Origin of the sequence: Cedecea lapagei (assembly GCF_900635955.1) — a bacterium.
GTDB lineage: Bacteria > Pseudomonadota > Gammaproteobacteria > Enterobacterales > Enterobacteriaceae > Cedecea > Cedecea lapagei.
Genome location: NZ_LR134201.1, coordinates 3,695,399 through 3,715,191, shown reverse-complemented (window position 1 = coordinate 3,715,191; position 19,793 = coordinate 3,695,399). Strand labels below are relative to the sequence as shown.

Below are 19,793 nucleotides of genomic sequence, written 5' to 3'. Positions count from 1 at the left end.
GTTGTTTACGCTCCTGAATTGCATTGGTTTGTAATGGTCGTTGAAAGTCAGCGCTAAAGTCCCTATAACTGAAAGATAGCCTGCGAATTGCGGGCAGATTGAGTTACTGAGGTCGTTAGCCAAACGTGCACAAGAATACCTATGCCATGAGATACGTAGCCGGGCAGCCAGCAGAGCGAATTCTGCCACCTGGCTCGTTTGCAACTATTGGTCAGGCATTACCCCCCGGAGAACCTTTACCCGGGCAGGACACGATCCGTGTTCTGGTGTGGAACATCTTTAAGCAGCAGCGGGCCGACTGGCTTTCGGTGCTGCAAACCTTCGGCAAAGACGCACATCTGATGCTCTTACAGGAGGCGCAAACGACGCCTGAGCTGGTCAGGTTTGCGACCACCAACTATCTGGCTGCCGACCAGGTTCCGGCGTTTGTCTTACCTCAGCACCCTTCAGGCGTTATGACGCTGTCCGCTGCTCATCCAGTATATTGCTGCCCGCTGCGTGAACGCGAGCCTATCCTGCGTTTGTCTAAGTCAGCCCTGGTGACCGTTTATCCCCTGCCAGACGGGCGAATGCTGATGGTGATTAATATCCATGCGGTCAATTTCAGCCTCGGTGTTGATGTCTACAGCAAGCAGTTAGGGCCAATAGGCGACCAGATTGGGCATCACAATGGGCCGGTGATCATGGCCGGTGATTTCAATGCCTGGAGCCGCCCACGCATGAACGCATTATTCCGCTTTGCCCGCGAAATGACGCTGCGCGAAGTACGCTTTACCGACGATCATCGCCGCCGGGCGTTTGGCCGCCCACTTGATTTCGTCTTCTATCGTGGTCTGAACGTCACCGAAGCTTCGGTGCTGGTGACTCGCGCATCGGATCATAACCCCCTACTAGTTGAATTCCGTCCCGGCAAGCCTGAGCTGAAATAAGGTTCGTCAGGTCTGCCGTTGGGCAGACCTGTGCGCTGCCCTTTTTCTCACTTAACCGCAAGGACATTATGATGACAACGCAATCCCATCACGACAAAGTTAGCCAGCAGTTTGGCTCCCAGGCCAGCGCCTATTTGAGCAGCACCGTTCATGCTTCCGGGCGAGATCTGGAGCGGCTTAGCGCACGGCTGAATGATTTTCCGCATGCCACCCTGCTGGATATGGGCTGCGGAGCAGGGCACGCAAGTTTTATCGCCGCGGCTAAGGTGAAGTCAGTTGTCGCCTATGATTTGTCCGAGCAGATGCTGGCAGTCGTCGCGGAGGCGGCGACAACGCGTGGGATCGCGAACATTGCGACTCGTCAGGGATACGCGGAAGCTCTTCCTTTTGACGACAGCACCTTTGACGTGGTCATCAGCCGTTATTCAGCACATCACTGGCACGATGTTGGCCAGGCGCTGCGTGAAGTGAAGCGCGTTCTCAAGCCCGGTGGCGTTGCAGTCTTTATGGATGTCACCTCGCCGGGGCATCCGGTGAAGGATATCTGGCTGCAAACGGTAGAGGCTCTGCGTGATACGTCACACGTGCGCAATTATTCCAGCGGCGAGTGGCTGAGCCTGTTTAACGATGCGGGCCTGGTGACGCACAGCGTGTTATGCGACAGGCTGAATCTGGAGTTCTCCAGCTGGATTGCCAGAATGAGAACGCCGATAGTGTTATCGGACGCGATCCGCGCTTACCAGAAAAGCGCCTCAGACGAGGTTAAGCAGTACTTTGAATTACAGCGTGACGGCTCGTTCACCAGCGATATCATTATGCTGGAGGCCAGGAAGGCATAAGGGAAAAAGAAAAGGCACCGTGAAGGTGCCTTTTTGATCTTTACAATCAGGTATCCGGAGAAGTATTCCCGCGGACAAACAGCGTCAGGCGATCGCCTGGTCTCAAATCGTCGGTAATGCTGTTCCAGCGCATCACATCTTTGATGTTAACGCCGTGACGCTTTGCAATACTCGACAGTGAGTCGCCTTTTCGCACCTGATAGGTGATGCTGCTGTTATCGGCCAGCTGCGAAACACCGCCTTTCACGCTGAGCGTTTGCCCAACTTTAAGGCGAGAACCGCGCAGGTTATTCCAGCCCTGCAAATCTTTCGCGTTCACGCCAAGACGTGAAGCAATGCTCGACAGGGTATCCCCTGAGCGCACTTTATAAGATTTGTTCCCGCCAGCGCTGAGGCGGTTATCCGCGACGAGCGTTGGCTGTAAAGCATCGATTTCACCCGAAGCCAAAGAGGCTTTCAGCTGTTCAGCATGCTTTTTCGGCACCATCACATAGCGCTGATTTTTTCCAATGGTGGAGCTTTTCACACCGGCGTTGAAGTTCTTCAGATTGGTCAACGACATGCCCGCCATTTCGGCGACCTGCGTTAACTCAACCGGACTGCTTACTTCAACACGCGCCAGCGCGCGGCTCTCATCCGTTGTTGGCAGACGTACGCCGTACTTCTGACTGTTTTTGAGTATGTCACTCAACGCCAGCATTTTCGGTACGTAGATCTTTGTTTCACGCGGCAAAGCCAGCGACCAGAAATCGGTAGGTTTACCCCGCGATTTGTTCGCTTTAATAGCGTTCAGCACACGGCCTTCGCCGCTGTTGTATGCTGCCACGGTCAACAACCAGTCGCCGTCAAACATCTTGTTCAAACGCTGCATCATATCCAGTGCGGCAGTGGTTGAGGCCACTACATCACGGCGTGCATCGTACGCCTTGGTCTGCTTCAGACCGTAATTGCGCCCCGTACTTGGGATAATCTGCCAAATGCCTGCGGCATTTGCGCCAGACGTCGCGTGGGGGTCAAAAGCGCTCTCCACTATGGGTAGTAGTACTAGTTCCATTGGCATGTTGCGTTTCTTAACCTGCCCGGCAATCCAGTACATATACGGCTCTGCCCGTAATGTTACATCGTGGAGATAGCTCTTATTACTCAGGTACTTCTGTTTCTGTTCACGGATCCGGACGTTTTCCGGTATCCCCATCTTTAGCTCGTTGCCGATGAAGTTCCACAGGTTTTGATCTTGCGCGAGGAAGGTTCCATCATCCATCCATCGCGCAGAGGTCGCTCGACCCGTGTACTTTCCTGCTTCACCTTGACCAGCTGCAGACAGACTCTGTGCGTGCTGTTGAATGTTGGCATCATGCTTTGACGCCTGGCACCCGACAAGCAAGACAGAGGCGAGGAGTATCGCTTTTGCCTTCATGTGTGTGTCAATGGTTGCTTAAAAGACGAGCGATGATACCGTCGCCTTTTGGACAACACAACCAGAATATTCAGAAGCTGTCCTTCTTTGTCCTTAACCAGGCGAATATCTCATGGGGTTGTTGCAAGTTTGTTTCTTTTATGATTTCTTCTTTTAAAACATGATCTTCAGTGCGTAAAAAAACATTTATTTGGCGTTCTGTTTGCAGCGTCGACGGCAAGGTTGACTGATTTTTTGCGCGTAACTCCTTAACTTTTCGATAATATCCCGTTATTTGCTCATCATGGGGTAAAATACTTAAGGCGAACTTTATATTTGATTCAGTGTACTCATGTGCGCAACAAATCAGGGTGTCAGCGGGGAGTTTGTTAAGCTTTTGAAATGAGTTGAACATTTGTTCCGCAGTGCCTTCAAAAAGCCTTCCGCAGCCGCCAGAAAACATTGTGTCGCCGCAAAATAGATAAGGAAAACTAAAAAACGAGATATGTCCTAAAGTGTGACCAGGTGTTGCTATCACGCTGTATTCACGGCCAGGCAGGCTAAACTTATCACCTTCGCCCACGATTTGCGTAGCCCCTTTCTGGCGGGTTTCCTCCGGGCCATATACCTCAATGTTTGGATATCGGTCCCTCAACTGCTGGACTCCGCCTACATGATCGGCATGATGGTGGGTAAGCAGAATCGCTTCTGGCTGCCAGCCGTTTTCCTCTATGGCCTTCAGAACTGGCGCGGCATCACCGGGGTCAACAATCACACATTTTCCCTGCTCATTATTGAGCACCCAGATGTAGTTATCCTGGAAAGCACGAATACTGTTAAGATTCATAGTTCAACCTCTCTATGGCAATTAAGAAGGTAGTGATGAAACCGGCAAGGATACCTGAGATTCTCACTTCCCCCCATCATTGGGCGCAGCTGCGATGGGGAGAGTACTACCGGGACGCGCTCGAAGAGCAGCTTCGCCCCTGGCTGGGTAAAATGTTCGGCTTTCATTTGCTGAAAATCGGCAATCTCAGCGCGGAAGTTAACACGGAAGCCTGCGCGATATCGCATCAGGTGAATGTGGCCATGCAGGGGGATCATCTGCAGGTCAATGCCGATCCACTGCATTTGCCGTTTGCGGCAAAGTCGGTCGACGCCTGTTTGCTGGCCCATACGCTGCCCTGGTGCCCGGATCCGCACCGCCTGCTGCGGGAGGTCGATCGGGTTTTGATCGACGATGGCTGGGTAGTGCTCAGCAGCTTTAATCCCATCAGCCTGCTTGGCCTGGGAAAAACCGTCCCGTTCCTGCGCAAGCGAGCACCTTATAATAGCCGAATGTTCACCCCTATGAGACAGCTGGACTGGCTGTCACTGCTGAATTTTGAGGTGATGTACCGCCGAAGCTTTCAGGTCTTGCCGTGGCATAAGCAGGGGGGACGTTTACTGAGTACCCACCTGCCTGCGCTGGGGTGCATGCACGTCATCGTGGCGCGAAAACGCACGCTGCCGCTGACGCTGAACCCGATGAAAAGCCGTAAGGCGAAAAGTCAGATCCGCTCGGCGGTAGGGGCGACGCGGCAGTACCGTGAAACCGTCAAGGTGCCGCGCCGTCCGGCTGATAGCCCACATCCTCATGAGTAGGGCGTGATGCGGCGTTGCGAGCCAGTTCGTCGCAGCGTTCGTTTTCCGGGTGGCCCGCGTGGCCTTTGACCCACTCCCACTTAATTTGATGGTGGCTGAGGGCGGCATCAAGACGCTTCCATAAATCGACGTTCTTCACCGGCTTCTTGTCAGCCGTTTTCCAGCCGCGTTTCTTCCAGTTGTGGATCCACTGGGTAATGCCCTGGCGGACGTACTGGCTGTCGGTGCTGAGGACGACATCGCAGGGTTCTATAAGCGCCTCAAGCGCGACGATAGCGGCCATCATCTCCATACGGTTATTGGTGGTGAGGCGAAACCCTTCGCTGAAGATTTTCTCGTGCTGTTTGTACCGTAAGATCGCACCGTAGCCGCCTGGCCCTGGATTCCCCAGGCAGGAGCCATCGGTGAAAACTTCTACCTGTTTGCGCATCTCTGGTAGACTTCCTGTGATGAAAAGGCCAAGTCTGACATAAACGAGCGCGATGAGCACAGCTATATGATTTCTACCACGACCAGACAGATAGTCCTCGATACCGAAACCACGGGTATGAACCAGATCGGTGCTCATTACGAAGGGCATCGCATTATCGAGATTGGTGCGGTTGAAGTGATTAACCGTCGCCTGACGGGCAATAACTTCCACGTCTACTTAAAGCCCGATCGGCTGGTGGATCCGGAGGCGTTTGGCGTTCACGGTATTGCTGATGAGTTCCTGGCGGATAAACCGACCTTTGACCAGGTCGCCGACTCCTTTATGGACTACATTCGCGGCGCCGAGCTCGTGATTCATAACGCATCGTTCGATATCGGCTTTATGGACTACGAGTTCAGCAAGCTGCGCCGTGACATCCCCAAAACAGAGACCTTCTGTAAGATTACCGACAGCCTGGCGATGGCCCGTAAGGTGTTCCCGGGCAAGCGAAACAGCCTCGATGCACTCTGCTCGCGTTATGAAATAGACAACAGCAAACGTACCCTGCACGGCGCACTTCTCGATGCCCAAATCCTGGCCGACGTCTATCTGATGATGACCGGCGGGCAAACGTCGCTGAAATTCTCTATGGAGGGCGACGTGCAGCAGCAGCAGGGCAGCGGGGGTATCCAGCGCGTTGTCCGTCGGGCGTCAGGAATGCGGGTTATCCACGCCAGTGATGAAGAGCTGCTTGCCCACGAGTCTCGTCTTGATTTGGTGGAGAAGAAGGGCGGAAGCTGCCTCTGGCGAGGCTAAAAACCATTGAAACGAGTTAAAAATCACCACTCAGGTGGTTTTTGCGGCAAACGGTTAATTTTATGATAAAAATCGTTGACGGTTACCGGGGCAGACCGTAATATTCGCTTCGTTCCCGACGGGGAACAAACGCGGAGCGGTAGTTCAGTCGGTTAGAATACCTGCCTGTCACGCAGGGGGTCGCGGGTTCGAGTCCCGTCCGTTCCGCCACAATTCAGAAGGCCTGAGTCAGCAATGATTCAGGCCTTCGTCGTTTCTGCTGCACTCATTTTTCCCTCTATTCCAGACTTTTGCCGCTCCGTGGCAATCAGGCAACAGCCTGCTAGTCTGCCGATCCTGCCGGGCATTGATTGCCCAGTTGGATGTATCTGTCAAAAGCGACGATGAATTTACTGTGCTGCCCCTTCATCTCCGGGCCCCGGTAGTGTTCTCCGGGCAAGAGATTAAAGATTTTGGCGGTATCGTCATTTTGCTCGCAGCTTTTATGAAGAATCACGCGAAAATAGGTATTACCGTTATTGGTTAACACGCCGGCTTCAGGGTTGTAGTCGTAAGAAAAACGCAATGTTCGCGGACGCACTACCAGAGTCGTATCCAGTGCTATGACGGGCGAAACCAGCGGTGACTTAGACTGGCTGGGAAGCAGTGTCGCGTTAGTTGGAATCTCCTTGATGACAATCCGGTAGTAACGCTCCTGCGCATCGGCTGGCCCTTTATAAAAGACCTTAAAAAATTCCCATGCGCCAGGCTCCAGGACCTTTTTTAACGGCGTATAGAGTATCTCCCCGTTTTGTAGCGGCTGCGGTTTCTCATCAGACCCTGGCCGGTTAATACGGTAGGCGTTGATGGTGTATAAATTAGTGCGTTCGGTATTATTTAAAAACTGTCTTGAATATTGAGATTTATCAGACTCGAGGGTAAAAACCCCCGAAGAAAGATAAATCGCTTTCGCTGGTGGAGTAAGCAGTAATGCCAGCAGCAGTAAGATATTTTTCATTCTTTTCCTTATTGAATATCCGGCCCGCTCCAGGTCGCGGTAACCTGAACCTCACCGGTGGCGCTTACTACGCCCATCCAGTCCTGGCCATCTAATGAATACTGTGAATTCACTTCATTCATCGGGAACGTAAGCGATAAATCGGTACGATAGAAACGGCCATCATTTTGGTGAGGCGTCGGCCAGGCGCTCTCCACCCAGCGAGCAGCATTCAGATTAATGGGTTGGTTATCGCAGCTGGCACGAGTACTGACTGTTTTACCTCTTCCGTCAGTATAAGAAAGGAAGGCAGAAAACGGCACACGTGTCGCACCATTTGTAGAGGAAAACAGGCAGTACGGTTTCCCATTTTTTTGTACTACAGGGCCTGAAACTTGCGCCATTATAGCATTAGCCTGCCGTGGGCCGCTGGTGGTCGCAATATAGTCGAAAACCAGAGGTGGCTCATTATCACCCACTTTGCCTTCGCGCTTTGGATTAGGCGTGAGGTCTTTTGAAATAATGCTGATGCCATAGTCGCGTGGGCGAAGAATAATGGTGTTTGACGGCGAAAACTCATAGTAGCCCGACTGAGGGACGGCGGTGTTGGTAAACAGGAAGGTGAAAAATTCCTGACTGTTTCTCAGATCCACGTTGCGCCGAATCAACTGTTGCAGAAATTGCTGAGAAAAGAACACATAGATGCCACCGTTATTCGAGTTGATCAGATCGGAAGCTCGTGTGGTTGCCGAGTAGTTTACCCAACCACTGGCGCCATTAGGGCTGAGTCGAATCGTGTTGCTGCCCGGAGTGAAGCCCATTTTCGCGGTGTTCACCTTCATGCTCATACGCATTGGAGCAAGCAGGCTCCCGGCCATCTTATATTTGACCATTTCACAGATGGCACCGCTTTGCGAACCAATATAGCCGACGCGACAAAACTCTGAACCCAGCCCAATAACGGGGTTACCAGCGCTGTCGATAAAAATCTCCTGCAGAGCATTGGTTGACTCCAGGCTCATCTGCCCGGTCTTGGTCATGGTAAATTCATGACTTCCCACGGTTCCCCCCCTGGAAGCGCAGGTCTGGCCCGCTGCAGGGTTGTAATCGTTCCGGGTGAAACAGTAATAGTATTTGTACATTTCAACCGTTCCTACGCCAAGATTGCGAAAATACTCATAGGCTGAATCCGAGAAAATCGCGCGAGGAACGCCGGCCTCTCCTGCCGTTGTTGTCATCGAAATATGATAAACGCCCTTTTTATCCTGGTAGCCTGGCAGGTAGCCATTTGATGGACAGTCGCGCGCATTACGCATGCAGCGGTTACCGAGGAACGGTTTATTTATCGATGAGTCTTCAAGCCAGATATCGGCAAAACTGTTTCTCGGTAGTGAACCGTTGAAACCCATATAGCCCAGACTAAGCTGTTCGTTCGCCGCATATTTGGTAAAGGTATTGGCGCCGCTAAAGCGTGGGTCCGTTTTGCCCGGCGTAATAAAGTACTCACCGTCTACCTGATTCTCGATAAAGAAATACTGGTTATTAACGCTGGCCGCTCTGACAAAGCCCGCTGCCAGTAAAACGGCACAGCCCAGTCCAATGAGATAATGCTTTTTCATCTCTGCTTCTGTCCTTATCGTTGTGCCAGTATGGTTTGTGTCTGGCAGACCATATCGCCAACCCACATCACACCCCGGGCGTCGCGCAAATCTAAATCGACTTCGCAGACGTTATTATCGGCAGTCGTTAAAGAAACAACGGGGTATCGCTTATCAACATCCATCGAGAAATCACCATTTTCATCAGTGATGGTTTTACCGATGTGGTTCCGTATCTTCGCGTTGGCGATGGCTTTACCCTGTTCCGTGGTGACGCGCCCAAAGACAGTCACCAGCTGTTTAATCTCTGGTGAATGGACGGCGACATTACCCGGGTATAGCGTCACGCTACTGGTGCGTCCTTTCACAATATCAAAACTGTCCGCTGAGTTTTTATCATTCAATAACTCCACCTTGTAGCTGGCGTAAGAAGGCAGGGGGATAAAGTTATTTTTCCCGCTCAGCTTATAGTTTCGGCCATTGACCTGGGCCGAAAGCATGGCGCCATCCTCGATATCCGTTTTAATGATAATGCCTGACTTTTCCTGAAGGCCGCTGGCCGCGATTTTATTATCGCTGTAGGCCAGAGAGCCACGCGCCGTCAGGTTTCCGTTAAGACGTTTATTATCAGGACGTGACAGCGACACTGTACCCGCGCTGTACTTGGTATCAAACGTCGAGTAACCCGAAGCAGAATAATCGCTGTCACCGGTGTTTTTCTCTTTTATCTGCTTGGAAAGGCTAAATCCCGCAGAGGTAATTCTCGAGTTTTCAAAGCTTTTATTCGCTGACAGGTTAGCCTGCATATTACCGTTATTAGAGGACACACCTGCGCTAAGCCATGTCGCCAGCGGCAAGGATAAGTCCAGTGACACATAGCGTTGGTTAGTGCTATTTGACTGATAATCATACTGGTAGCGTTGTACGCCCGCCCGTAACCCTACCGAACCATAGCGGCCAGAGACCAGCGCCGTTGAGTACTCAAAGTTATTGGAGGTACTGCGATCTCGCTTATCAATCGTGCGGCTAAACGTAATTTGTCCTCCCCGGCTGAACAGGCGGTCCAGGCTAAGGCTTCCACCCCAGGAATAGCTGTTGGATTCATATATGGGTAACGCTTCCCCAATATGACTTTTCTCTCTGTTGGCCCACAGGGAGCCATAGCCGTCCGGCAACATTGCGCTGACGCTGAAAATGTTGCGATAGTGACCATCCTGAGAGATCAGACCTTGCCAACCCAGCGCGCCATAAGGGCTGACGCTGACGTTAATGGATGTCTCATTGATCAGGTTTTTATCAAAGGTGTAGTTGGACGTCTGTAGCGTTAGCCCCAGCAGGGAAGGCGCATCGGACAATTTAGCCAGATCCGGGAAGGAGACTGCGGCTGAAACCCCGGCCAGGTATGTTTGCTTGTCGTCGCTCGTGCCAGCGTTCTTACGATTTTTATAGTCCATATAGCCGCCATAAACCTGCCAGTTAAGTGCATTGGCTTCGCCGGAAGCGTTGCTGAACGACTTATTGATCGTCTGGCGAGTTTTGGTATTCACCTTACCATCAATAACCACTTCAACATCCACATCATAGATCCCATAAGGCAGAGGGCTGGTGTCCACTTCAAAACTGCCCATCGGGAAGTTTTGAATATTGAGCAGCCGCCCCTGACGGTAAATATGAACTTCACCTGCGCTGGGCAGAAAGACCGTTATAGGCGTCAAGGACTGCGCCGTGTTGTGGGTTCTGGTCGCCGTTTTGTTCCCATAGGTCACGCCGTACAGCTTGCTGCTGTTTATAGCAGAAAGATTACCGATAGACTGCAGGTTCCAGGTATCGACAAGACCGAATGCGATACGGCGACCATCCCTGTCTTTCTCATACATGGCGCGGTAGAGCTGGGCATTTTGTTGTGAATCACCAATGCCGTATACCGAACCGTTAACATTAAAGTGATGCTCAGCGACAGCAAAGGTGTTGTCTACGTTAAGGTAGCTGTTGGTATTGTTACGGCCCTGCTTTACCTGCGTACGGTAGAGACCGAGATCGTAGTTCAACACGGAGCTGGTATTTTGGACCGATGAGGGGGCCAGCACATCCTGACGCGGGATCGCCGAGGCGCTAAGGCTCTTCTGGCTGACGCTAAGGGTCAGAATAAAAGAGCGGATATCCAGCTTCAGATCGGCTTCCGAAGAGAGAGTAATGGTGTTGTTTTGATCAAAAAAACGCTCTTTTAAGGTGTTAATTAACGCCTCAGTGTCAGCGGACAGCCTGGCACCACCGCTGTGTTCAACCAGGGTAATCTCTTTGATCATCAGCTGTTCTTTATCAAGAACAACCAGCGCATCCGCAACTTTTTGCTTATCTTCTGTTTTGCCGCCCTTATAAACTAAAAATACAGGAATGCTCATGCCTTCAACCAGCGCCTGGCCAAAGATACCGGGAATAATGTAATTACCGAGGCGAACATCCTGTAAGTTTTGCGCAATAATTGCAGAAGAAAAAAGAGAACATAATAATAAAGCTAATTTGGCTGCGAAGGTGTGTTGTCTGAACATCTTTACCCCAATAAAAACGTATTGCTTTTACTCTGAGTAAAGACCCAGGTAATTAATTAATATTTCTATTTGGCATTGATAAAGTCTTCATGGTGCCAAATACCGACACTTGATTTTGAGTTATTGGTATCAACAAACTTAATTTTGACCCCCATAGAGGGCATCACGTAATAACGTTCACGGCACCCTTGAGCTGCCTCTTCGCTGGACTTAGGCGCTTTGCAAGGCCCCATGGCGACGACGCGGAATGAGCCATTTCCCTTGTTGTAAACCACACCGTTGCGGTATTCATATGCAAACTTTTCCTTCCTGGGAGCGACGACTAAAATCGTGCTGATTGTTGCGGAAGTTGTTGCTGAGGCTGATTTTTTTGACTTTGTGTTCCCGTCCTCGGCCACCGGATTGTCTTGCCAGACGAGATGGTAGTAACGCTCTTTCTCATCCTGAGGGCCATTATAAAAAATTCTAAATACATCTTTACCGTTACCGGGCAGGATCAAATTTGAAGGGGTCGCCATAATGTCCTTCTTATTCTCCATCGGTATCACTTCACCTCCCGCCAGCGGGGAAGAAATTCGCTCAACTTTCAGGCTAACAAACCGGGCATCGCTGACGTTATTGATCACTTCTTTTGCAATAACATCTTTATCAGATGACATCGTTGATGTAATTGCGCCAACGTTAATCGCATTGGCAAATGAGCAATAAAATGCCGTCGGTAATAAAAACAAGGCGAATACTTTGTTCATATTTTCTCCTTAGACCCCAGGAGAGGCCCTGGGGTATTTAGTCATGAGGTTGCTGCCTGCCAGGTTGAATTAGCTGGTGAACTCACCGTCCCAGGTGGCGGTAAATTCGATATTTACGTTGCCATCCCAGTAACCATCTGCCAGATCTTTAACGGCGGTATCTGTTCCTGCCAGGGTGGCTTTGGCGATGTTAAAAGCAAATGCGCCCTGTGCGCTGGTACGACCCGCACCGGCATAGGCACCAGCCTGAGATAACGCTGCCAGACCGGCGCTAACGCCGTTAGAGGTATCAACCATCACGGTTGGGGTACTGGCTGAAAGATCCGCGCCATTCCACTGCACGCCAACGGTCAATGCAGACTGGTCGCTGCTGCGAGTCAGAGTGTTGGAGATGATTTTCGAGGTTAATTTGAAATCACTTGCGCCAGACTGACCGGCGATGGTGACATCAAAGGCACCTTCCTGGGTGTTAAAGCGTTCCATACCCTCTGCATAGTTAAAGGTCAGCGATTTCATCGGCGTGACAACCAGCATGCTGTGTGTATCTTTGATCGCTTTTGCGTCCCAGGAGGCGGTGGCCGTCGCTGAGCGGGAGGCGGCGTTTGCCAGACCAGCAGAACCCAATACGGCAATGGCAATAACGCTGATAGCTAATTTTTTCATGCTACTATTCCTTATATATTAAAGTTCACACAGTACCGTGCAGTAATGTGCGCGATGGCGGCATACATGCCACATGGTAAATAAATATTCTGTTTGTAAATAAAGTAATACTGGCCGATCTCACTGGGTGAGAAAGTAGAAAATAAATTCTAATCTCATCCTTAGTCTCTTTTTTTCGCAGCAGAGTGTTGTTTACTATGCTGGCGACGCAGGCATTTAAATGAGTTTGTTCTCTTTTGCATAATCCATAAGCTCAAACATTGTATTGATATTTAACTTGTGGAAAATGTTTGATTTATGAGCGCTTATGGTTTTGTTGCTCACTATTAAATGCTCGCCAATTTTTTTATTCGATAACCCTTTTAAGAGTAACCTCATTACCATGAGCTCTCTATTAGAGAGCGGCATAGCCTCGTATATACAGGGCTGATTTCCCTTTCCCGCCTCCTGCAGCAGTAGCGAGGTGAGATGGGAAGAAAAGAAGATATATCCTGACAGTAACGTATTGACTGCACTTAATATCTCCTTCTCCTCTCTATATTTACTGATAAATCCGCTGGCACCTTCCTGGAGTGCTCTTCGGGCATAAAAATCCTCCGGTTTCGAAGATAAAAAAAGAACTTTAGTTTCCTTCTGCGTTTTTTTTATTTTTTTTAGTAAGCTAAATCCATCTGTGCCAGGAAGCTCAATGTCTGTAATGACAAGATCAACCGGGTTCTCTCTTAAATAGTTAATCGTGAGCCTGCTTTCATCTGTCTTTAATACAACATTGATGTTATTTTTTTCTTTGAGCAACACTTCCAGAGACATTCTGACGATTGGATATGAGTCCATAATGATCACAGATGCCATGTTCATTTTTATTATTCCCCTCATCTACACTTGTTCAATACAAAGTAATGCTTTTGCTCGTTGAGTTAGGGCGGTGCTCTTTATGGGAACTAGATTAAATCGGAGAGGGAGAAAAGAGGTAATGAAGTATTATTTACTTTCCTCATGAGATTTGATGAGAACTTTTGTTTCTTATTTATCCTTTATAATCAATAAGTTGTGTGGTTAATGTGATTTTATTGATTTGTGAAGGGATTGTATCGGTGAGATGTTTTTCGTTTATTTGATATAAACCATTGATCCAGTATCCTGCAGGTTATCGCTGAATTTGATCTGGATCAATAATCGGTGGTGCTGTTATTTTTCACAAATGCCAAGTGGAACAGGATTAGTGAAAATGAGCCATGTATTCAGGCTGATTCGGTTAAAAATAATGGATATTTCTGAGCCTGGGGTGATGAAAAAATCTGAAATCCACTGTTTTGCCTCTTCGTCTGTTACCGTATTTTCAGATAAAACTTCAACCGACGCTGATTTAGCGATCATAAAATCATAGCGGTAGTGGTAATCGAACACGATTTTTCTGCTTATATGTGCTCTGGAGCCATCGTTACGGTAGAGGGTTCCAACCAGCGTCACCATGCCTTTACCGTCCTTCATCTTTTGTCCGGTGATAAGCGACAGCTTTCCCCTCTCTTTAATTAAAGAGATACTGTTGGTGCAGCTGATCGTTCGGCTCTGATAGAAGAGATACAGCAGTATCGGCGTGGCAATTAACAGTAAAAAAAAAGAAACTATCATTGTTTTTTTCATGGCTTCTCAGTGTAGTAAGTAGAGATACAATTCGGACGTGAAAAGAATGTTATCGGCCTTGCACATTGAATAACTGATACAACACTCCCCTCCTGGTAAGAGGTAACGTAAACATTTTTGCGGTTGTCACATTGGATACCTAATTTTAACGCAATGCTTTTAACCATATTTTCATCTGAAGCCTCATTGCTGTGGTACGCACAGCCGTTATAAATCATCTTTCTGGGGTACTCTGTGGGCGCAGATAAAAAAAGTAAATAAATCATTAAAAATGAAAAAGAAAATGCGGCAGCCGCAGCAAGCCAAAAATAAATATTATTGAAGTATATTTTGTTATTTGTTTTCTCCACGCCGGATATCGCATTTTTGGCCGGCTGATAATGCATGTTCTCCGCAACACTTTTAGGGGAGAGCATGTTATTACCGGCCGTAACCGATTGTCGGGATAAGCTCTCATCCGGCATTCTGGTTCCGGGCTCCTTGTATGCGGCATCTGGCAGCATGCTGGCGCGGGAGATAGAGACCCTTTGGTGCAGCATAAAACCGCGACGGGGAATGGTACGAATAAACGTCTCTTCGCCGCCGCAGGCCAAAAATGCTTTACGTAGCATAGAGATGCTCTGATAGAGCGCGTTGGAGCCAACCTCCATACCGTACTGTCTCCAGGCAAACTCATACAGGGACTCATGATCAACGACGTCTCCCTGATGCTCTATCAGCAGCTCAAGGCAGTGTACCGATGAAGAGTGAAGTTTGACTTCTTCATTTTGCCCTCTAAGCGTTCTGTCGCCGGGTCGGAATTCTATATTATTCGCGATAAGGAAAACGATCATGTTATATTCCTTTGAATATATTTATATTATTCTTTTAATTTAGATACAAAAAAAATGATTTCGATACAATTTTAAATATATGTTTTATAAGACATAATCTGATGTGGGGATGGCGGGCGAAAGCGTTTCACCGAATCAATACTTCATTCTGTTCATAATAGATGAATCTTATCTAATTAAATAACATATTTTAACTGTGGTTGTTCTGGCGTTTTAGTTAAGAATAGATCTCAACACCCATGTAATATCAAGCGGTGGAAAAAATCATTCTCTGGATAATTCCCATATATTTTGGATTGGTATTCTACCATTTCCGTCATCTCTTGCCCGGTAACGCTGCCTGTTTGAGAATGTTATAGCCCTAAAATAGGCAAAAAAGCTCCAGGAACATTCATGGCGACTTTTACCGGGGGGAGGGGGGGATTCGTTTTCGGATTATGGATTTGCGCTTGTCCGGGAGATCAGGGTGTTAACATTATGGACATTTTGCGGTCCTGGCATGGACACATACTATCCCGCAGCACCCCCGCGCAGCCATTGCGCGAGGGCTTGCAGAAGAACCCTTTAACGCCTGCTGGCCAGCGCCACGCCGATCAAAATCGTTGCTATCCCGATAATATGGAAAAGATGCAGGGTTTCACCGAGGAACACCAGCGACAGCACCACGCCGAAGACTGGGATCAGGTGAATACTCAGACCGGCACGCGCGGCACCTACGGCTTCCACGCAGCGCCCGTACAGCAGATACGAAACAAAAGAGGGGAAGGCGCCGAGGAATATCACCGCTGAAATTGTCATGGTATTCCAGTGAGGCACTGCGCCGGTGCTCATTTCATGCAGCCATAGCGGCAGCGTCACCAGCAGCGCGATAGTTACCTGAACGCCCAACAGGCCGATTCGGCTGATATCTGAAGGAATTTTTCGAATCCACAGGGTATAAAGCGCAAAACAGGCCATGGCCGCCAGCAGCATCAGGTCACCCGATGCAAACGCCATCTGCATCAGCCCGTGAATATCGCCCTTAAAGATAATAAACAGCACGCCGCAGCAGGAGATCGCCAGCCCCACAACCTGCTTAACGCTAAGCTTATGGCCAAAAAACAGCGCGCCAAACAGCATAATCAGCACCGGAATGCAGGAGTTAAGCAGCAGCGCGTTAGTGCTTGAGGTGTGGTGCAGGCCGATATAAACCAGCAGGCTAAAGCAGACGATACCGGTTACCGATATGGCGATAATCCAGCCCAGATATTCCCGGTAGCGGCGAAAATCTCTTTTAATATAAGGAAAGGCAAACGGCAGGATCACCACCAGCGCAACCAGCCAGCGCATAAAGGTGAGCCCAACCGGAGGAATATCATTGCGAACGGCTTTCCCCACGATGTAATTGCACGCCCAAAGCAGCGGCGGAATGGTGAACAGGAGCAAAACATACCAGGCCGATGGCCTGTGGGGTGCAGCCTCAGTGGCCGCCTTCTTACTGCTGAGCAAGGGACTCTCCTTTGACACGGGGTTTGCTGGAAACGGCAAGGAAAGAATATATCACCCGCGCGGAGTCCACCGTCGTCGTGAAGAAGAAAAAGAGTATGTCGAGAATTAACAGGGAGTTTAAGGCCTGAACCCTTTCCGGCTCAGGCCTGTTTTTATTACTCTTTTGAGGTGGCTACGAGGCCGGTAAAGCCGGTCGCAGCCGTGCTTTTTTCACTGCGGGCCAGCCAGCGGTAGCAGCTCAGGCCGAGGAACACGCCGATAAACCAGCTGAAGTTAGCGACTTCATGCAGGGAAGGAATAAAGCTGATCGTCAGACAGACGGCAACGGACGGCACCAGCGCGATGATTGCCTTCGGGTTAAAGCCGTTGCTGTACCAGTAGCGGCCCTTCGGCGTGTCGTTAAACAGATCGTCGACGTGAATTTTTCCGCCTTTCACCAGGTAGAAGTCCGCCAGCAGGATGCCGAACAGAGGCCCGATGAAGGAGCCCAGTACATCCAGCGTATAGTGAATCAGCTCCGGTGACTGGAACAGGTTCCACGGCGTCAGCAGCACGGAGCCAACCGCGGCGATCATGCCGCCTGCACGGAAGCTGATCTTTTGCGGCGAACAGTTCGAGAAGTCGAACGCCGGGGAAACAAAGTTCGCCACGATATTGATCCCGATAGTGGCGGTGATCATCGTCAGCAGGCCAATCGCCATTGCCAGGCTGTTGCCGATATGGCTCACCGTTTCGATTGGATCGGTGATCATTTTACCAAACAGCGACTGGGTGCCGGATACAATCACCACCGTCACAATGGAGAACAGCAGGAAGTTGAACGGTAGACCCCAGCGGTTACCGCGGCGGATCTCTTTCATATTTTTGCCGTAGCGAGAGAAGTCGCCAAAGTTAAGCAGCGGACCTGAGAAGTAGGAGACCACCAGCGCGGTAGCGGTAATCATCTGCCAAACCTGTTCGCCGGAGCTGAGATGCTTGCTGGCCAGGGTAAAGGAGATCCCGCTAAACCCGGTCTGATAAAGGATCCAGCCCGCCAGCGCCATCATCACGATGTAAACCGCAGGGCCGGCAATATCGATAAAGCGCTTAATCGCGTTCATTCCGTGCCAGAACACCATCGCCTGCAATACCCACATAATGCCGAAGCAGATCCAGCCCAGCTGAGACAGGCCAAGGAAGCTGACGCCGGTCATCGGCGCAAGCGTTGGCCAGAACTTCAGCACCACCAGCATCAATGCATTAGCGGCCAGATAGGTTTGTATACCGTACCAGGCAAAGGCGATAAGCCCGCGGATCACCGCCGGAATATTGGCGCCAAAGACGCCAAAGGCCTGGCGACAAATCACCGCGTAGGGCACGCCCGCCATCTGGCTTGGTTTCGCCACCAGATTAGCGCACAGCTGCACGATGCAGATCCCCGCCAGCAGGCAAATCAGCACCTGCCAGCTGGCAAGCCCCAGCGTAAAGAAGCTGGCTGCCACAACATAGCCGCCCATGCTGTGTACATCAGACATCCAGAACGAAAAAATATTATACCAGGACCAAGTCTGGTGGCGGGTTGGAGCCAGGTCGTCGTTGCACAGGCGCGGGCTGTAGCCGGCGTTGGCACTCTCATTCATGGCTGTTGCTTTGTTCTCTATACCTGGCATGGGATCTGCTCCTATAAAACAGAAGGTGAATTACGTCTGCCAGAGGTATTGCAGGAACCAGGCCAGGTTTGCATTTCTTGTATTCAATTATCAATGATATTGTATACAAAATGAGGGCGCCTGAGGCTAACAGGAGTAGTGGATGAAACGTGATTTTGGGGTCACCGCCCCAGCAGAACTGCATGATAAAGAAGCCGTTATCTGGCAATCGCTGATGACGGCGATGGTTGAACACCGGCTGCCGCCGGGCAGCAAATTGCCGGAAGAAGCGCTGGCAGAAGTTTTTGGCATTAGCCGAACCGGGATCCGCAAAGTCTTAACGCGCCTCGCAACGGTGCAAATGATCACTCTGTTGCCCGGACGTGGTGCATTTGTTGCCATGCCGGATGTTGAAGAGTCCAAAGCGATCTTCCAGACGCGTTCGCTGCTTGAGTGCGCGAACCTGCCGCATGTGCTTGAACATCTTCAGCCGCCGCATCTTGCCGCGCTGCGTAAAATTACTCAGCAGGAAGAGAAAGCCCACCGCGAGGGCGACGGGCCTGCGGCAATCCGCCTCTCTGCCGCTTTCCATATCCAGCTTCAGGCTATTTCCGGCAACGCCGTGCTTACGGAAATGGTCACCAGCCTGACCCATCGTTCATCTCTGGTGATCGCCGCATGGGGCGCGCCGTGGCAGCGTGGCTGCCGCTGTGACGATCACGAAAACCTGATTGACCTGCTGCGTAATAAAGCGCTTGAGCCGCTGACGTACGCGATGCAGCACCATTTTGAACACATTGTTTCCAGCCTGCATTTTGAGCGCAGCGGTGAAACGACCCCGGACTTCGCACGCATCTTTGGCACCCGACAGGAATAACCATGCAGCAGCCTATTATTCAAGTGATCAACCCAAACACCAGCCAGGCGATGACGCACACTATTGCCGAAGCCGCCCGCAGCGTTGCCGCGCCGGGCACGCAGATCCTCGCCACCTGCCCGGAGCAGGGCGTTGAGTCAATTGAAGGGCATTTCGATGAAGCCATCGCGGCCATCGGCGTACTCGAGCAAATTCAGCAGGGCAAAGCGCAGGGAGCTAGCGGCCACGTGATTGCCTGCTTTGGCGATCCTGGGCTCCTGGCGGCGCGTGAGATAGCCAGCGGGCCGGTGATTGGGATTGCCGAGGCCGCCATGCATATGGCGACGCTGGTGGCGACCCGTTTCACTATTGTGACCACGCTGCCGCGCACGGTGATCATTGCTCGCCACTTAGTGCATCAGTACGGTTTTGAGCATCATTGCGCTGCGCTTCATGCTATCGACCTGCCGGTGCTGGCGCTGGAGGACGGGACCGGGCTTGCCCAGCGGCTGGTGCGTGAGCGCTGCATTCAGGCTAAAAAAGAAGATAACAGCGGGGCGATCGTGCTCGGCTGTGGCGGGATGGCGAATCTCGCAAAAGAGCTGACGGAAGAGATCGGCATTCCGGTTATCGACGGCGTCACCGCCGCGGTGAAGCTGGTGGAGTCGCTGGTGGCGCTGGGCATTGGCACCAGTAAATTTGGCGATCTCGCTTATCCGAATAAAAAGCCGCTCTCCGGCTCTTTTGCTCGCCTGGGCTGAGGTTGAAGGAGA

19 protein-coding genes and 1 tRNA gene are annotated in these 19,793 nt (G+C 50.6%); 7 read left to right on the top strand and 13 right to left on the bottom strand.

What is annotated here, in order from left to right; all coding sequences use genetic code 11:
* Window positions 1-125 precede the first annotated feature (125 nt).
* Together EL098_RS18115 and EL098_RS18110 are read left to right on the top strand one after the other, a co-directional pair.
* The gene (locus tag EL098_RS18115; RefSeq protein WP_039290472.1) at window positions 126-929 is read left to right on the top strand and encodes an endonuclease/exonuclease/phosphatase family protein; all 804 of its coding nucleotides are present in this window, start codon (window positions 126-128) and stop codon (window positions 927-929) included.
* 71 nt (window positions 930-1,000) lie between these two features.
* Window positions 1,001-1,768, top strand: a complete 768-nt coding sequence (locus EL098_RS18110; protein WP_126358504.1) for a class I SAM-dependent methyltransferase — start codon at window positions 1,001-1,003, stop codon at window positions 1,766-1,768.
* A 46-nt stretch (window positions 1,769-1,814) separates the two neighbouring features.
* Here EL098_RS18110 and mltD read toward each other — a convergent pair whose 3' ends face one another.
* Window positions 1,815-3,185, bottom strand: coding sequence for a murein transglycosylase D (gene mltD, locus EL098_RS18105; protein ID WP_126357472.1), 1,371 nt, complete (start codon window positions 3,183-3,185; stop codon window positions 1,815-1,817).
* 70 nt (window positions 3,186-3,255) lie between these two features.
* Window positions 3,256-4,011, bottom strand: a complete 756-nt coding sequence (gene gloB / locus EL098_RS18100; protein WP_126357471.1) for a hydroxyacylglutathione hydrolase — start codon at window positions 4,009-4,011, stop codon at window positions 3,256-3,258.
* A 35-nt stretch (window positions 4,012-4,046) separates the two neighbouring features.
* Here gloB and EL098_RS18095 point away from each other — a divergent pair, with 35 nt between their 5' ends.
* The gene (locus EL098_RS18095) at window positions 4,047-4,808 is read left to right on the top strand and encodes a class I SAM-dependent methyltransferase (RefSeq protein ID WP_126357470.1); all 762 of its coding nucleotides are present in this window, start codon (window positions 4,047-4,049) and stop codon (window positions 4,806-4,808) included.
* Here the strand turns inward: EL098_RS18095 and rnhA are convergent.
* Window positions 4,762-5,238: a ribonuclease HI gene (rnhA, locus tag EL098_RS18090; RefSeq protein WP_154188683.1), complete on the bottom strand. Its 477-nt coding sequence runs from the start codon at window positions 5,236-5,238 to the stop codon at window positions 4,762-4,764. The two genes, EL098_RS18095 and rnhA, sit on opposite strands and share 47 nt — an antisense overlap.
* Window positions 5,239-5,304: 66 nt before the next feature.
* Between rnhA and dnaQ the strand changes: the two genes are divergently transcribed.
* Together dnaQ and EL098_RS18075 are read left to right on the top strand one after the other, a co-directional pair.
* On the top strand, window positions 5,305-6,036 hold the full coding sequence (dnaQ, locus tag EL098_RS18085; RefSeq protein ID WP_126357468.1) for a DNA polymerase III subunit epsilon: 732 nt from the start codon (window positions 5,305-5,307) through the stop codon (window positions 6,034-6,036).
* 133 nt (window positions 6,037-6,169) lie between these two features.
* A tRNA-Asp gene (locus tag EL098_RS18075) sits at window positions 6,170-6,246 on the top strand.
* Between the two features lie 112 nt (window positions 6,247-6,358).
* On the opposite strand, the gene EL098_RS18070 is transcribed toward EL098_RS18075, so the two are convergent.
* The 10 genes from EL098_RS18070 to EL098_RS18025 form a co-directional block, all read right to left on the bottom strand.
* A complete protein-coding gene (locus EL098_RS18070; RefSeq protein ID WP_126357467.1) occupies window positions 6,359-7,033 on the bottom strand; it encodes a fimbria/pilus periplasmic chaperone in 675 nt (224 codons plus the stop codon).
* Between the two features lie 8 nt (window positions 7,034-7,041).
* Window positions 7,042-8,697 (bottom strand): fimbrial protein, encoded by a 1,656-nt coding sequence (locus tag EL098_RS18065; RefSeq protein WP_126357466.1) that lies wholly within the window; start codon window positions 8,695-8,697, stop codon window positions 7,042-7,044.
* On the bottom strand, window positions 8,646-11,159 hold the full coding sequence (locus EL098_RS18060; RefSeq protein ID WP_126357465.1) for a CS1-pili formation C-terminal domain-containing protein: 2,514 nt from the start codon (window positions 11,157-11,159) through the stop codon (window positions 8,646-8,648). The genes EL098_RS18065 and EL098_RS18060 overlap by 52 nt, the downstream gene beginning before the upstream one ends.
* A gap of 65 nt (window positions 11,160-11,224) precedes the next feature.
* Window positions 11,225-11,908, bottom strand: a complete 684-nt coding sequence (locus tag EL098_RS18055; protein WP_126357464.1) for an EcpB family pilus assembly chaperone — start codon at window positions 11,906-11,908, stop codon at window positions 11,225-11,227.
* A 69-nt stretch (window positions 11,909-11,977) separates the two neighbouring features.
* Window positions 11,978-12,571: a common pilus major fimbrillin subunit EcpA gene (gene ecpA, locus EL098_RS18050; protein WP_126357463.1), complete on the bottom strand. Its 594-nt coding sequence runs from the start codon at window positions 12,569-12,571 to the stop codon at window positions 11,978-11,980.
* Window positions 12,572-12,787: 216 nt separating this feature from the next.
* Window positions 12,788-13,429, bottom strand: a complete 642-nt coding sequence (fimZ, locus tag EL098_RS18045) for a fimbria biosynthesis transcriptional regulator FimZ (protein ID WP_126357462.1) — start codon at window positions 13,427-13,429, stop codon at window positions 12,788-12,790.
* Between the two features lie 330 nt (window positions 13,430-13,759).
* The gene (locus EL098_RS18040; RefSeq protein WP_126357461.1) at window positions 13,760-14,215 is read right to left on the bottom strand and encodes a hypothetical protein; all 456 of its coding nucleotides are present in this window, start codon (window positions 14,213-14,215) and stop codon (window positions 13,760-13,762) included.
* On the bottom strand, window positions 14,212-15,048 hold the full coding sequence (locus EL098_RS18035) for a winged helix-turn-helix domain-containing protein (protein WP_126357460.1): 837 nt from the start codon (window positions 15,046-15,048) through the stop codon (window positions 14,212-14,214). The genes EL098_RS18040 and EL098_RS18035 overlap by 4 nt, the downstream gene beginning before the upstream one ends.
* Window positions 15,049-15,612: 564 nt before the next feature.
* Window positions 15,613-16,536 carry a DMT family transporter gene (locus tag EL098_RS18030; protein ID WP_126357459.1) on the bottom strand — a complete coding sequence of 308 codons (924 nt, stop codon included), beginning with the start codon at window positions 16,534-16,536 and terminating at the stop codon, window positions 15,613-15,615.
* Window positions 16,537-16,691: 155 nt separating this feature from the next.
* Window positions 16,692-18,185 carry an NCS1 family nucleobase:cation symporter-1 gene (locus EL098_RS18025; RefSeq protein WP_126357458.1) on the bottom strand — a complete coding sequence of 498 codons (1,494 nt, stop codon included), beginning with the start codon at window positions 18,183-18,185 and terminating at the stop codon, window positions 16,692-16,694.
* A gap of 142 nt (window positions 18,186-18,327) precedes the next feature.
* On the opposite strand from EL098_RS18025, the gene EL098_RS18020 reads away from it, so the two are divergent.
* Both EL098_RS18020 and EL098_RS18015 read left to right on the top strand, forming a co-directional pair.
* Window positions 18,328-19,041, top strand: coding sequence for a GntR family transcriptional regulator (locus tag EL098_RS18020; protein WP_126357457.1), 714 nt, complete (start codon window positions 18,328-18,330; stop codon window positions 19,039-19,041).
* A 2-nt stretch (window positions 19,042-19,043) separates the two neighbouring features.
* Complete coding sequence (locus EL098_RS18015; RefSeq protein ID WP_126357456.1) at window positions 19,044-19,781, top strand: aspartate/glutamate racemase family protein; 738 nt, start codon at window positions 19,044-19,046, stop codon at window positions 19,779-19,781.
* Window positions 19,782-19,793 lie beyond the last annotated feature (12 nt).